15 protein-coding genes are annotated in these 12,793 nt (G+C 63.8%); 10 read left to right on the top strand and 5 right to left on the bottom strand.

The annotated features are described in order from the left end of the window. From ACIQ09_RS19380 to ACIQ09_RS19400, 5 genes are all read right to left on the bottom strand, one after another. On the bottom strand, nucleotides 1-685 hold a 685-nt coding region (locus tag ACIQ09_RS19380; RefSeq protein ID WP_398313605.1), incomplete at its 3' end, for an MFS transporter. Between the two features lie 84 nt (nucleotides 686-769). Beyond that, entirely contained in the window at nucleotides 770-1,333 is a 564-nt protein-coding gene (locus tag ACIQ09_RS19385; RefSeq protein WP_398313607.1) for an aromatic-ring-hydroxylating dioxygenase subunit beta, read from the bottom strand. A gap of 36 nt (nucleotides 1,334-1,369) precedes the next feature. Further along, nucleotides 1,370-2,761: an aromatic ring-hydroxylating dioxygenase subunit alpha gene (locus tag ACIQ09_RS19390; protein WP_169148258.1), complete on the bottom strand. Its 1,392-nt coding sequence runs from the start codon at nucleotides 2,759-2,761 to the stop codon at nucleotides 1,370-1,372. A 69-nt stretch (nucleotides 2,762-2,830) separates the two neighbouring features. After that, nucleotides 2,831-3,823: a fumarylacetoacetate hydrolase family protein gene (locus ACIQ09_RS19395; RefSeq protein ID WP_169148259.1), complete on the bottom strand. Its 993-nt coding sequence runs from the start codon at nucleotides 3,821-3,823 to the stop codon at nucleotides 2,831-2,833. A 9-nt stretch (nucleotides 3,824-3,832) separates the two neighbouring features. Continuing rightward, a complete protein-coding gene (locus ACIQ09_RS19400; RefSeq protein WP_169148260.1) occupies nucleotides 3,833-4,531 on the bottom strand; it encodes an SDR family NAD(P)-dependent oxidoreductase in 699 nt (232 codons plus the stop codon). A 160-nt stretch (nucleotides 4,532-4,691) separates the two neighbouring features. On the opposite strand from ACIQ09_RS19400, the gene ACIQ09_RS19405 reads away from it, so the two are divergent. The 10 genes from ACIQ09_RS19405 to ACIQ09_RS19450 all read left to right on the top strand — a co-directional run. Beyond that, complete coding sequence (locus ACIQ09_RS19405) at nucleotides 4,692-5,090, top strand: Zn-ribbon domain-containing OB-fold protein (protein WP_169148261.1); 399 nt, start codon at nucleotides 4,692-4,694, stop codon at nucleotides 5,088-5,090. Next, entirely contained in the window at nucleotides 5,087-6,280 is a 1,194-nt protein-coding gene (locus tag ACIQ09_RS19410; protein ID WP_206198948.1) for a thiolase family protein, read from the top strand. Before ACIQ09_RS19405 ends, ACIQ09_RS19410 begins: the two co-directional genes overlap by 4 nt. Nucleotides 6,281-6,315: 35 nt before the next feature. Then, on the top strand, nucleotides 6,316-7,173 hold the full coding sequence (locus ACIQ09_RS19415) for a cache domain-containing protein (RefSeq protein ID WP_169148262.1): 858 nt from the start codon (nucleotides 6,316-6,318) through the stop codon (nucleotides 7,171-7,173). A gap of 173 nt (nucleotides 7,174-7,346) precedes the next feature. After that, a complete protein-coding gene (locus ACIQ09_RS19420) occupies nucleotides 7,347-8,180 on the top strand; it encodes an IclR family transcriptional regulator (protein WP_398313612.1) in 834 nt (277 codons plus the stop codon). Between the two features lie 122 nt (nucleotides 8,181-8,302). Continuing rightward, nucleotides 8,303-8,539 (top strand): ferredoxin, encoded by a 237-nt coding sequence (locus ACIQ09_RS19425; protein ID WP_398313614.1) that lies wholly within the window; start codon nucleotides 8,303-8,305, stop codon nucleotides 8,537-8,539. A 91-nt stretch (nucleotides 8,540-8,630) separates the two neighbouring features. Then, the gene (locus ACIQ09_RS19430; RefSeq protein ID WP_398313616.1) at nucleotides 8,631-9,389 is read left to right on the top strand and encodes an SDR family NAD(P)-dependent oxidoreductase; all 759 of its coding nucleotides are present in this window, start codon (nucleotides 8,631-8,633) and stop codon (nucleotides 9,387-9,389) included. 88 nt (nucleotides 9,390-9,477) lie between these two features. After that, nucleotides 9,478-10,428, top strand: coding sequence for a VOC family protein (locus ACIQ09_RS19435; protein WP_398313618.1), 951 nt, complete (start codon nucleotides 9,478-9,480; stop codon nucleotides 10,426-10,428). Continuing rightward, nucleotides 10,425-11,321, top strand: a complete 897-nt coding sequence (locus tag ACIQ09_RS19440; RefSeq protein WP_398313620.1) for a fumarylacetoacetate hydrolase family protein — start codon at nucleotides 10,425-10,427, stop codon at nucleotides 11,319-11,321. The genes ACIQ09_RS19435 and ACIQ09_RS19440 overlap by 4 nt, the downstream gene beginning before the upstream one ends. A gap of 40 nt (nucleotides 11,322-11,361) precedes the next feature. After that, a complete protein-coding gene (locus tag ACIQ09_RS19445; protein WP_398313622.1) occupies nucleotides 11,362-12,381 on the top strand; it encodes a universal stress protein in 1,020 nt (339 codons plus the stop codon). A 7-nt stretch (nucleotides 12,382-12,388) separates the two neighbouring features. Continuing rightward, nucleotides 12,389-12,793, top strand: a 405-nt coding sequence (locus ACIQ09_RS19450) for an MFS transporter (protein ID WP_398313624.1), incomplete at its 3' end; no start/stop codon positions are given.

Here is a 12,793-nt window from a genome sequence, read left to right on the forward strand (position 1 = left end):
CGCGCAGGGACATGCCCTCCAGCCACACATGCGGCGCCACCTTGCCGTCATCGGCGGCACGGGCCGGCGCATCGTCGATGGGCAAGCGGAACCAGATCAGCACCAGGGGCAGCAGCAGGCCAAGATTGAGCACCGCAAGGATCACGAAGGCTGCCCGCCAGTCCCAGCGCTCAATGCCCCAGGCCATCAGACGCGGCACGACGGCCGCGGTGATGCCGGTGCCCGACAGGCCGATGGCCAGCGCCAGCCCCCGATTGCGCACGAACCATAGGTTGAGCAGCTGGGTCCAGGTCACCGCCAGCGAGCCCATGCCGATGATCGGCAGCAGCGCAAAGGCAAGGTAGAGCGACCACACCGATCCACTGATCAGCGTCGTGGCCAGGTAGCCAAGGGCAATCAGCAGCAGTGACGCCACCACCACCCGACGCATGCCGAAGCGCAGGTTGATCCAGCCGACCACCTGCAGGGACAGCACGGCCCCCCCGAACAGAAAAGTCACCGCCACCTGCAGTTCGCTGCGGCTCCAGCCGAAGGCCTGCTGGAGGGGAATCACCAGCGTGCCGAAACCATAAAGGAGCGCCGCGTTGATGCTGATGGCGACGCCGACGATGGACAGGACCAGCACCCGCCAGCTGTGTTTGAACTCGGTGAAATCGATGCTCGCCAAGCCGATGGGAGAACCCATGGACCATGCCCTCCACAAGAATTTGGATGGACAGCCCCTGTCACCGACCATCAGGCCGTGACAAGGGTGTTCCCGCTGTGCTGCTTAAAGGAAGATCGCCAGATTGGGCGTACCGAGCACGGCCTGGTCGAGGATTACCTCGCGGCGTGCCAGCTTCAGTTGGCCGTCCACCAGGCGCAGCACGTCGTTCCGCGCGCCGCTGATCAGGTCGAGATCGGGGCTGTCGAAGCGGCTGCGGGTCAGCAGTAGGTAACTCACCACGGCCAGCTCGCCTTCCACACCGGTGGTGCTTACCTGCACGTTGGTCACCAGCCGGCGGGTACGTGACGGGGGATCTTCGGCCCAGGCGCTCTTGGTTTCGGTGAGGCGCATGATCCGGCCCATGATCGAGCGGTAGTCATCATGGTAGTGCTGGACCGTGCGGATGATGGAGGCCGCATGCTGGGCCATCGGCCGGGTCTGGCGCAGGGGCACGGTGTAGATCAGTTCCGGGCTAAGCAGCGCGCTCCACTCCTTGAGCCTGATGGCGTCGAGGAGGCTGGCCTCCCGGTACAGAAAGCCGAGAACCTGGTTATAGGTATCGGAACCGATGGGCACGCACTCGCCCTGGGCGAGGTCGGCGGTGGGCAGGGCTTGGGTTGCAGTCATGAATTCGCTCCTTGTAGATGGACGTAGGCCAGGGGGTCAGGCGTTGGCGAGCATCAGCTCGTGCCAGTGCAGCCACCAGTGCCACTGGGTGTCATCCTTGGTGAAGCCTTCATTGACAATGCCCGGACCCGGCCAGCCTTCCGGCGCTCCGGTGGCATAGACGGCCTGGTACTTGAGCGTGGATTTGCGGCCGCGGGCACCCTTGGCGGCAGTGGTCATGTGCGGCCAGGTGTCGGAGTCGTCCTGCTCGACCATCCCGGAGGTACCGAAGAGCTGGATGCTCTGGCGCAGCATCTTTTCCTTCAGCTCCTGCGGGGTGTCCTTCTCGGCCAGCACCCAATTAACGAACTCCAGCTGGTCCGGCCCCTTGGGCACATAGGCGTGCAGCAGGGTCAGGCCAAGCACCGTGCCGTCGGACTGGGGAATGTACACAAAGGCAAACAGCACGTTGGGGAAGATGCCGCCCACCTGCGGCGGCATCGAGACCAGCACCTTCAACTGGTCTTCGCTCAGCTTGCGCTTCAGCTGGGGCACCATCTCGCGAGTCACACCCGGCGGCGGCAGGGCGTCCAGCTTCTGGTCAACGCTCAGCACATCCGGATCGAGGCCGGTCAGTTTGCGGATCTTGCGGCCCAGGTCGATGCAGCGCAGTGCGTGGCCGTGGGGTGAGCTGACTTCGACACCGATCATCTCGGGGCTCAGGTCGGCACCACCCTCCTGGCCGCTCTTGGCGTAGTTGCCCACTTCACCGAGCCAGCGGTGCAGGGTCAGGGTGTGGAAACCATCGGCGGCGGACTGTTCGCCAGCAGTCTTCCAGTTGGCCCGGACGACGAAGCGCTGCGGCGGTCCAAGCACCTCAAGGCCCTTGTCGGAGCGCTGAAAAAGAATATCGAAATACCACTTGGCGTCACCGAGGAAGTCCTCGAACGACTCGCCCTCGTGATCCCAGGTAGCGAAGATGAGGCCGCCGTAGAGGGTCACCCGGGCCTGTTCCAGGCTGAGTTCGGCCTTGCTCATCATCGTGCCGTGCATGCATTCCTTCTCCACCGGGGAGGCTAGGAAGTCACCGTTGGGACGGAAGGCCCAGCCGTGGTAGATGCACTTGTGGATCGGTGTATTACCCGCATCCACAGTGGAAATCTTCATGCCCCGATGCGGGCACACGTTAAGGGAAACACTGATCTGGTCATTCTTGCCGCGAGCCACGATCACCGAATCCGACCCCATGTCACGCACGATGAAATCGTTCTCGGCGGGGATTTCGGTTTCATGGCCAAGGAGCAGCCAGCTATGCCCGAAGACCCGCTGCATTTCCAGGTCGTAGATCTCATGGTCCGACAGGGCCCGCATCTGCACTTCGCGGGTGTCGACCTTGATCAGATCCTCGATTTTCGTGCCGTCGGACAGCACATTCCTTGTGGATGTCAAAGCTCTCTCCTTTGGGTTTGCTCGCTCGGGGAGCGAATGGGTTTATTGTTTTTTTGGCAGGTACTGCGCTTACGCCACAGGCTTCGTCATGCGGGTACGCAATAGGCCGATGCCGTCGATTTCCAGCTCGATCACGTCGTCGGGCTTGAGGAAGCGCAGTTGTTCTAGGCCACACCCGTTGCCCACCGTGCCCGAGCCCAGCACTTCGCCCGGGTAGAGAGTTTCTGAACGGGAGATGTGGGCAATCAGGTCCTCGAACTGCCAGCGCATGTCACGGGTGTTGCCACGGCCCCACTCCTCGCCATTCACGCGGGCGATCATGTTCAGGTCGTAGGGGTCACCAATCTCGTCGGCGGTGACCAAGCAAGGCCCCATCACGTTGCCGGTGTCGAAATCCTTGCTCTTGGCGGGTCCGAGCATGCCGACCATCTCGATGGCCTGGGCATCGCGGGCACTCATGTCGTTGAAGATGGTGTAACCGAGGATGTAATCACGAGCCTTGTCGCGCGGAATGTCCCTGCCCTTCCTGCCGATGTAGCAGGCCAGCTCCAGCTCGAAGTCCATGGCCTTGCTGTACGACGGCCAGATCACGTCGTCATCGGGGCCGATCACGGCGAAGCGGTTGCCCTTGTAGTAGATGGGCTGCCGGTTGAAGGTGTCGACAACCCGGTCGTCGGCGCGGGTGTTCATGGCCTTGAACGCGGCTTCCGGGTCCGGCTCGCGGGCCACGCGCATGCGGCGGGCGGCGGCGAAGCTCTGGCGCAGGTGCAGCTCGAAACAGGAGCAGTCGCGGATCTGCGGCGGTGGCTGGATGGGGGCACACAGATGCACATCGGCGCGCGCCAGCACGGCACTCGCCGGGGTGCGCTGCACCAGGGCGCGCGCCGCATCGAGGGCGCCCTCCCCGGCTTCCACCAGCGCCAGCACACTGGTGAATTCCGGCCGGGAACGGCCATGGATGGCTTCGCTGGCGAGCTGCAGGTCGAGCACCAGCTGGTCTTTTTCGAGCAGGGCGCCGGCACGTTGAAAACCGCCGGCATCACGGTAGGTGACAAGTCTCATGGGGTCTCCTCAGACGCGGCCACAGACCGGAATCAATGCGCCGGTGACCGCCGAGGCGTCATCCGACAGCAGGAAGGCGATCACAGCCGCCAGCGCAGCGGCGCTGACCCAACGGGTGGCATCGGCATCGGGCATGTCGGCACGGTTGGTGGGCGTGTCGATGATGCTCGGCAGCACCGCATTGACGGTGACACCCTTGTCCTTGAGTTCTTCGGCAAGAGCTTCGGTGAGCCGCGCCACACCGGCCTTGGAAGCCGCATAGGCGCCCATGCCGGTGGCGGCCTTGCTGGCCGCCAGGGCGCCGACATTCACCAGGCGACCCGCACCCTTGGCCAGCAGATGCGGCAACACGGCCTGGGACGCCACCACCGCGGTGCGCAGGTTCATGCTGTACATGCGATCCCAGGATTCGATGCTGCCGGCCTCGACGGTTTCCCACACAAAGCCACCGGCCACGTTAACCAGCGCATCAATGCCTCCGAGCTCCCCGGCGATACGGGAAAAGGCGGCGCCAGCCGACTCGGGGCTGCCCAGATCCACGCCGCCGAGGGCCAGGGCCACATCCGGCAAGGCCTGTGCCGGAACGGCGGAGCGGTCTACGAGGACGACGCGGGCGCCCTCCTTCACCAGCTTCGCCGCCAGCGCACCGCCAAGGAAGCCGAAGCCTCCGGTAACAACGACAGTGCGGCCTGTGAGCGTTTGAGTCATGGTCGATCCTTGATGTGGCGTTGCAGGGGAAACGGTCCGAAACATCTTTTGAGAGCGGACCTGACGTGAAAACTTTAGACAGATTTTTGTAATCTGTCTATATGTGGATGCTAGAATTAAATTCCGAAGACAGATAACAACGCCCCGGAGACCAAGGACCATGGCCCGCAAACTCCCCGCACTGAACCCTGACAACTCGGCCTTCTGGCAGGGTGGCGCAGAGGGCACGCTGAACATGCACCACTGTCAGGGCTGCCAGCGCTACTTCCACCCGCCGGCACCGATCTGCCCGCGCTGCCTGAGCCAGGACGTGGGGCCGCGCCCGGTGAGCGGCCGCGGCAAGGTGCTCAGTTACACCATCAACCACCAGCGCTGGAACGCCGACGTCGAGATGCCCTATGTAGTGGCCATCATCGAGCTGGCCGACCAGCCGGGCCTGCGTCTGGTCAGCAACATCGTCGGCATGCCGGTGGATGAGGTGCACATCGACATGCCCGTGCGGGTCACCTTCAGCCAGGTCGAGGATGTCTGGCTGCCATTTTTTGAGAGGGAGGCATGATGTTCGACCGCCTGTTTGAGAAGGATGTGGCCATCAGCGGTATCGGCCAGTCCGAGGTTGGCCGCCCATCCGGCCTGTCGGCCATGCAGCTGACCCTCGACGCAGCCCTGGAAGCCATTGCCGACGCCGGCCTGAGCCGCGACGATATCGACGGTGTAGCCTGCTGGCCCGGTGACAACAACAATGGCGATGCCTTTTCGCCAGTCGGCCCGAACGCGCTGATCAGCACCCTCGGGCTCAAGGTGAACTGGTTCGGTGGCGGCTACGAAGGCCCGGGTCCGCTGGCTGGCGTGATCAACGGTGCCATGGCGATTGCCAGCGGTCTGTGCAAGCACGTGCTGGTGTTCCGCACCATCACCGAAGCCAGCAGACGCCTTACTGACAAGACCGCCAGCGCCCTGACCAACAAGACCATCGGCCGCGACAGCAGCTTTTTCTGGCAGTGGTACACACCCTTCAATGTGCTGTCGGGCATCAACCTGATGGCCATGTACGCGCAGCGCCACTTTCACGAGTACGGCACGCGCCCCGAGCAGTTGGCCCAGATCGCCATGACCTGCCGCGCCAACGCCGCCCTCAACCCGAAGGCGGTGTACCGCACACCCATGAGCCTCGACGACTATATGAGCTCGCGGATGATCTCGACGCCGCTGCGCATGCTCGACTGCGACGTACATTGCGATGCGTCGACGGCCATCGTGCTGTCACGCATTGATGCCGCCCGGGGTGGCCCGAACCCGCCGATTCGCCTGGAAGCCATCGGCGCGGCCCTGCACCAGCCGTGGTCGTGGGACCAGATCGACCTGACCGCAATGGTCACCGGCGAAGTGGCCCGCATGATGTGGTCACGCACCGACCTGAAGCCTTCCGACCTGGGCTCAGCGCAGCTCTATGACGGCTTCTCGATCCTGACGATGATCTGGCTCGAAGCCCTCGGCCTGTGCCCCCTCGGCGAGGGCGGACGCTTTATCGAGGGTGGTCACAACATTGCCCGCGACGGGGTGATCCCCATCAACACCAACGGCGGCCAGTTGTCCGGCGGTCGTACCCACGGGCTGGGTTACGTTCATGAAGCCTGCACCCAGCTGTGGGGTCGGGCGGGCGAGCGTCAGCTCAAGGCACACCGCGCGTCGGTGGTCGCCGCCGGCGGTGGCCCGCTGGGCGGCAGCGTATTGCTGGTCCGGGAATGAAGGTCGACACCACCCCCGCCATAAAAGGAATTCCCATGAAAAAGATCCTTGCCCGCCTCATAGTGCTGCTTGGCTGCACGATCCTGCTGCCGGCCCGCGCAGAACCGCCCATCGCCACCCGCACCGAAATCGATGCCGGGCGCGCCCAGGTGCTGCTCGGCCAGGCTGTCGAGCATTACCGCGCAGTCGGTGACACAGCCCTGGCCGAATTCGGCCGCCAGGGGCGCTTCATCGACAAGGAACTCTATGTTTACGTGCTCGCCAGCGACGGCACCATGCTCACCAGCGGCGGCTCCTCGGCTTCGCTGATCGGCCGCAACGTCAGTGCCATGCGCGATGTGGCCGGCAAGCCCTTCTTTGCCGAAATGCTCGAAATCGCCAAGACCCGCGGCAGCGGGCACGTGGAATACCGCTGGCTGAATTGGGTGGACAACACCGTGCAGCGCAAGCAGGCCTACTTCGAGCGAGTGAATGAGCGCGTATTGGCCGTGGGCTACTACCTGCCCCGCACCAGCCCGGCCCAAGCCAAAGCCTTCCTCGAGCAGGCGGCAACAGCCATGCGCGCAGCGCCCGACGAAGCCATCAAGGAGTTCAACAAGCTTGGGGGACGCTTTGTTCAGGACGACCTCTACGTATTCGTGATCGACATGAAATCCGGCCACTTCGTCGCTCACGGTGTGCAGCCACGCCTGATAGGCACCGACGGGCTGGAACTGAAGGACGCCACCGGCCAGCCCATCATCCGCAACATCCTGAAAATGGCCCAGACACGTAAACAAGGCGAACTCGACTACCTGTGGCCCAACCCGGTCACCAAGAAGAGTGAAGCAAAACGTACCCTCTTCCAGGTCGTCGGCAGCCACGTTGTCGCCGTGGGCTACTACCACCAGTAGCCTTCCCTACCTCCCTCGGCCCGAAACAAAACGGGCTTTTTTGACCCGCTTCGGCGGGTTTCTTTTTTGCCTGTCATTCACAGGGAAAATTCTTCCTGCGAGAATTTTAATTCTACATATAGAATGACAATACTGATTTAACATCTCCAAGCCTGCTCGCCCAGTCCATCCCTATGAAAACAGACCTGAACGACAACAGCGCCGACAAACTTTCGGCGGACGATGACGGGAGCAGTCAGGAAAGCGGCAGCCGCGGTGGCAACGGCGTGATGGTCAAGCCCATCATCAACGCCATCCGCATCCTGCGCCATCTGACCGAAACCGCCACGCCTGAACGGGCGGCGGACCTGGCGCGGCTGCTGTCGATCAACCCGAGCACCTGCTTCAACATCCTGCGCACGCTGGTGGCAGAGGAGATTGTCGAATTCGATCGTCGCGCCAAGACCTATTCGGCTGGCCTGGGCCTGGCCAAGCTGGTCGGCAACATGGTAACCGAAGGCCAGCGCCTGGAAGCCGCACGGCCGCTGATGCAGGAGTTCGCAGCGCGCTTCGGTGTGACCGTCACCCTTTGGCGGCGCATGGGCACCGACCGCATCGTGCTGGTCAGCTCGGAAACCAGTCCGGCCGACCTGCGCATCGACATGGCCGCCGGGCAGCGCCTGCCGATGCTGATGGGTGCCAGCGGGCGCCTGTTTGCGTCCCGGCTCGACCTCAGCGATACAGAGATCCGCGCCGTATTCGACAAGATCCGCTGGGCCCGCCCCCTCAGCTTCGAGACTTACCTGCAGGAAGTCGAGCAATGCCGCCAGCAGGGCTGGTCAGTGGATGACGGTTACTTTTCGGCCGGCATCATGGTCATCGCCGCGCCGGTGTGCGACCGCAACGAGAACATCGCCTACACGGTTTCGGCGGTGATGTTCCGCGGCCAATACGATGAGGCCGGCGTCGAGATCGTCGGCCAGGCCATTCGTGAGCTGGGCCAGAAGCTCAGTACGATGCTCTTCTGAACGACGCCTCCCTGGCCCTTGGGAGACGCCGTTTTTAGCTCACTAAATAGTGACACTTTTTTGTTTTCTGTGCATAATCGTTGCAGCAGCTTGGTGCTGCGTTCGACTGTGAGGAGACAAAAATGAACAACCCTGAAAATGCCGAAAAGGCACTGCATCGTGTCACGGCAGAGCGCAGCAAATGCTGCGGTTACGGCTTGTGCGCCGCCATTTGCCCGGAAGTCTACAAGCTCGACGCGGACGGCCTGGTCTACCTGGACAGCGAATTTGTCCCGGCAGGTTTCGAGGAAGCCGCCATTGAAGGTGCTGCCGCCTGCCCGGCCGAAGCCCTGATCGTCGAAGCCCCCACCGGCGCCTGACATCCCCTTAAACCCATCGCCAGCTGCAGACCCGGCATCGTCCGGATCCGCAGGCGCAGTCGTGCGCTGGCATCGCTTCAGGGGGCATCCCATGGCACGTCTTTCAGGCAAGGTCGTACTCATTACCGGCACCGGTGGCGGACAGGGGCGCGAGGCTGCCCTGCGTTTCGCCCGTGAGGGCGCCATCGTCGTCGGCTGCGATGTGGACGCCACCGGCCACCAGGCCACCCGCGCATTGCTCCAGGCCGAAGGCCTCGAGTTACATGGCCAGGCACCCGTCGACCTGGGCGATCCGGAACAGGCCCGTGACTGGGTTGACACCGCCGTCGCTGCCCACGGTCGCATCGACATTCTCTACAACAACGCCTCGGCAGCCAGGTTCGGCCCGGTGGGCGAGTTCTCCATCGAGGACTGGCACTACACGATCCGGAACGAGCTCGACCTGATCTTCTTCACCACCAAGTACGCCTGGGCGCACCTGACGGCAAGCAAGGGCGTGGTGATCAACATCGCCTCCACCGCGGCCTGGGGTGGCTCGCGGGTGGCCGGCATCTCGGCCCATTCGGCGGCCAAGGGGGCGGTGGTGTCGTTTACCCGCCAGCTGGCCATCGAGGGCGCACCACGCGGCATCCGGGCAGTGAGCATCAGCCCGGGCTTCATCGTTACGCCGGGCACCGCCGCTTTTGTCGACGACCCGAAGATCCGCGCCGCGCTCCTCGACGGGGTTCCGATGGACCGGCCCGGCCTGCCCGCCGAGGTCGTTGCGCTGGCCCTCTTCGTGGCCTCCGACGAAGCCTCCTTCATGACCGGCTCGGACCTGGTCGTGGATGGCGGCCTGCTCGCCCACTGAATCCACGCAGAAGGCTCCACCAGAAAAGCCTCGCCATAAAGCGCACCCAACGGTTGATTCCACTCTGAACCCACCAAGGAATAAAACAATGGACATCATCGGCATCGGCTATCTCGGCTTCGAAACCACCAAACTGGACGAGTGGCGCGAGTACGGCCCGCAGGTCATGGGTTTCGGCATCGGCAACACGCCGGAGAGCGACCCCGACTCCCTGTATTTCAAGATGGACGACCGCCGCCACCGGCTGGCCTTCCATCCGGGCACGATCGACCGCATCGCCTACATCGGCTGGGAGGCCCGCGGTCGCCTGGCCTTCAATGCCGCGGTCGAGAAGTTTCGCGCCGCCGGCGTGGATATCACCGTGGGCGATACCGAGCTGTGCGAGACCCGCGGCGTCAAGGAGCTGATCCGCTTCCGCGACCCGGTCGGCTACCAGCACGAGTTGTTCTATGCGCAAAAGTGGACGCCCCGCTCCTTCACCCCGGGCCGCAACCACGGCGGCTTCGTGTGTGACGAGCGCGGTGTCGGCCACGTGGTGCTGATCACCCCGGAATACACCCCGGAGCTGGAGCATTTCCTGACCGGCATCATGGGCTTCCACTGGTACGGTTCCGGCGCCGGCAAGGGCAAGACCGGCTTCTTTCGCTCAAAGCTCAACAACTTCACCAGCCACGACATTGCCTACGGCTTTGGCCCGGGGCGCATGGGCGTACAGCACGTGGGCGTCTTCGTGAAGAGCCTGCGCGACGTGGGCGAAACCCTGGACATCGTCAAGGCACGCAATCTGCAGTTGCAGATGACCCTCGGCCAGCACACCCAGGACCCACACGCCTCCTTCTATCACTTCAACCCGTCGGGCTTTGCCTTCGAAACCATCACCGAACTCGAACCCTGGCAGGGCGACGCCTTCGAGCTGAACCCCGAGAAGCTCAGCACCTGGGGCCACGAGATTGTTGGGCCGATACTCGGGCCGAGTGTGCGCACACCGGAAGAACTCCTCGATCCCGCGTATCTGGCGGGAAAGAAGAGCAAGGAGTGAAGATCGCGCGGGTCGCCAATGCGGACGGCGACCGCTTCTGGGCGCTGATTGATGTCGCCGCCGGACTCGCTCGGCGGATCGACGCGCCGTTTGCCGCATGGGCGCCACACGCCGCAGCGGGTGACAAGACCGCCCTAGGCCTCACGCCCGAACCCATGCCACTGGCGAGTCTGCAACTGCTCGCTCCGCTCGAACCCGGCGCGCGAGTCTTTGGCGTCGGGCTCAACTATCTCAGCCATCTGACCCGCCTCGGTCGTACCCAGGCGCCGCCCAATACTATCGCCTACATCAAGCCGGAATCGGCCATCGTCGATCCGGGCGGTGAGATCGCATACCCTCCGGTCACCACCCAGCTGGATTTCGAGATCGAGCTGGTAGCGGTAGTCGCCCACCCATTGGGCAAAGCCAAACACGCCAGCAGTTGTCTGCTCGGCTACACCGTTGGCAACGACATCAGCGCCCGCGACGCGGGCAAACAGCTTGGCTCCCTCGACTTGTTCACCCAGAAAGCCCTCGACCGCACGGCACCCATTGGCCCATGGATCGCAACACTCAATGCGTGCGGCGGCCCCGGACAGCCTGATCTGGCAATGCGCCTCTTCATTAATGGCGAGCTGCGTCAGCAGGACCGCACTTCCCACATGATCTTCAGCCTCGACGAGCTCCTCGACTTCGTCGATGCGCGGGTTGCCCTGCGCCCGGGCGACCTGCTGTTCACCGGCTCGACTTGCGGTGTCGGCCTCGAGGACGGGCGCTTCCTACAACCCGGCGACCGCATCGAAGCGGAGATCGAAGGCATTGGCCTGCTCGTCAACCGGGTTGGCGCGCCGCGTGTGCTGCCGCCTGAACGCCGCAAGGGGCGGCTCGGCCTGCCCGGCCGGCTGGCCGCCTGATCCATCAAATCAACCCCGCACGCAGACATTTCTGGAGGCCATGATGTACAGCCATATCCTCGTACCCACCGACGGCACGGCGCTCTCGGTACACACCGTCACCAAGGCGGTGGAGTTCGCCCGTACCGTCGGCGCCCGCATCACATTTTTCTATGCCGACCCGGACGCCTCGGCCTCCCTCACCGACGACGCCGCCCTGCTCCAGTTGATCGCTCCCGACACCTACCGGGACGACTACAGCGGACGAGCCCGCGAAATCCTCTCCAAGGCCGCCGTGTCGGCCGGCGCTGCGGGTATCGAATGCGAGACAGTCAGTCGCACCAGCACGCGCCCTCATGCAGCGATCTTGGCGGCCGCTGACGAACTCGGCTGTGACCTGATCTTCATGTCCTCCCACGGCCCGCGCAGCTTCGGCGGCGTGATGCTGGGCTCGGAAACCCTCAAGGTGCTGGTCGGCGCCAAGGTGCCAGTGCTGGTCTCATCGGTCGAAAAGAACGACCCAGCGCCGGCGATGAACATGGTCACCTCGATCATGAAGGACGAGCACCGCAGCATTGCCGTGGTGGCCTACGGCCTGCGTACCTTCGCCCGTGGGCTGCAGGAAAACCGGCCGGTGGATTTCGATCTGCTCAAGTCCATGCTCGGTTACCTGCGCGCCTTCCCGTCGAAGCTGCACCACCCGAAGGAAGAGGCCTACCTGTTCAAGAAGGTGCAGGAGCGCACCGCCGAACTCGACCCGCTGATCGCCGAACTCCAGCGTCAGCACCGCGAGGGCGACGCCGCACTGCATGCGCTGGTCGAAGCCATCGAAACCCTTGGCACCGCCACGCCGGACGAACGCATCGCCTTTGTCACCCGACTGGAGAGCTTCGCTGGCGAGCAACTCAAGCATATCGGAATGGAGGAAAACCGCATCATGCCGGCCGCCGCCCGCTGCCTGCTGCCCGAGGACTGGGCCACCATCGCCCGCGCCTTTGGTGAAAATGGCGATCTGCGCTTCGCTGAAGAAACCCGCAAGAGCTTCCGTCGCCTGTTCTCGCGCATCGCCAACCTCCAGTGACTCCCCGATGAGCGGCCCCTCGGCATGGGCACCTCTTCGTCATCGCCCATTTCGCGCCCTTTGGCTGGCTACGGTAGTCGCCAACTTAGCTGTTTGGATGCAGAACATTGGCGCCGCCTGGATGATGACCGAGCTGGCTGCGTCACCATTGATGGTGGCCCTAGTGCAAACCGCCATGGCGCTGCCGGCATTCGTCCTCGGCATGCCCAGCGGCGTGATCGCCGACCTGATGGACAAACGCCGCTTGCTGCTCATCACCCAGGGACTGGCCCTGCTGTCGATGATTTTGCTGTGCATCCCGGCGCTGGTGGGTAATCTCGGTCCGGTGGCGCTGCTGGCTTACACCTTCGCCCTCGGTTCAGCGAGCGCCCTCAGCATGTCGGCCTGGCTGGCGTGCACCATTGAGCACGCC

The organism is Zoogloea sp. (genome assembly GCF_044344315.1).
GTDB lineage: Bacteria > Pseudomonadota > Gammaproteobacteria > Burkholderiales > Rhodocyclaceae > Zoogloea.

Coding starts and splice junctions, on each gene's coding strand:
- ACIQ09_RS19400 (WP_169148260.1), bottom strand. CDS start 4,531: ATGACTCAAACGCTCACAGGCCGCACTGTCGTTGTTACCGGAGGCTTC.
- ACIQ09_RS19430 (WP_398313616.1), top strand. CDS start 8,631: ATGGCACGTCTTTCAGGCAAGGTCGTACTCATTACCGGCACCGGTGGC.
- ACIQ09_RS19445 (WP_398313622.1), top strand. CDS start 11,362: ATGATGTACAGCCATATCCTCGTACCCACCGACGGCACGGCGCTCTCG.
- ACIQ09_RS19410 (WP_206198948.1), top strand. CDS start 5,087: ATGATGTTCGACCGCCTGTTTGAGAAGGATGTGGCCATCAGCGGTATC.
- ACIQ09_RS19395 (WP_169148259.1), bottom strand. CDS start 3,823: ATGAGACTTGTCACCTACCGTGATGCCGGCGGTTTTCAACGTGCCGGC.
- ACIQ09_RS19415 (WP_169148262.1), top strand. CDS start 6,316: ATGAAAAAGATCCTTGCCCGCCTCATAGTGCTGCTTGGCTGCACGATC.
- ACIQ09_RS19425 (WP_398313614.1), top strand. CDS start 8,303: ATGAACAACCCTGAAAATGCCGAAAAGGCACTGCATCGTGTCACGGCA.
- ACIQ09_RS19405 (WP_169148261.1), top strand. CDS start 4,692: ATGGCCCGCAAACTCCCCGCACTGAACCCTGACAACTCGGCCTTCTGG.
- ACIQ09_RS19385 (WP_398313607.1), bottom strand. CDS start 1,333: ATGACTGCAACCCAAGCCCTGCCCACCGCCGACCTCGCCCAGGGCGAG.
- ACIQ09_RS19435 (WP_398313618.1), top strand. CDS start 9,478: ATGGACATCATCGGCATCGGCTATCTCGGCTTCGAAACCACCAAACTG.
- ACIQ09_RS19420 (WP_398313612.1), top strand. CDS start 7,347: ATGAAAACAGACCTGAACGACAACAGCGCCGACAAACTTTCGGCGGAC.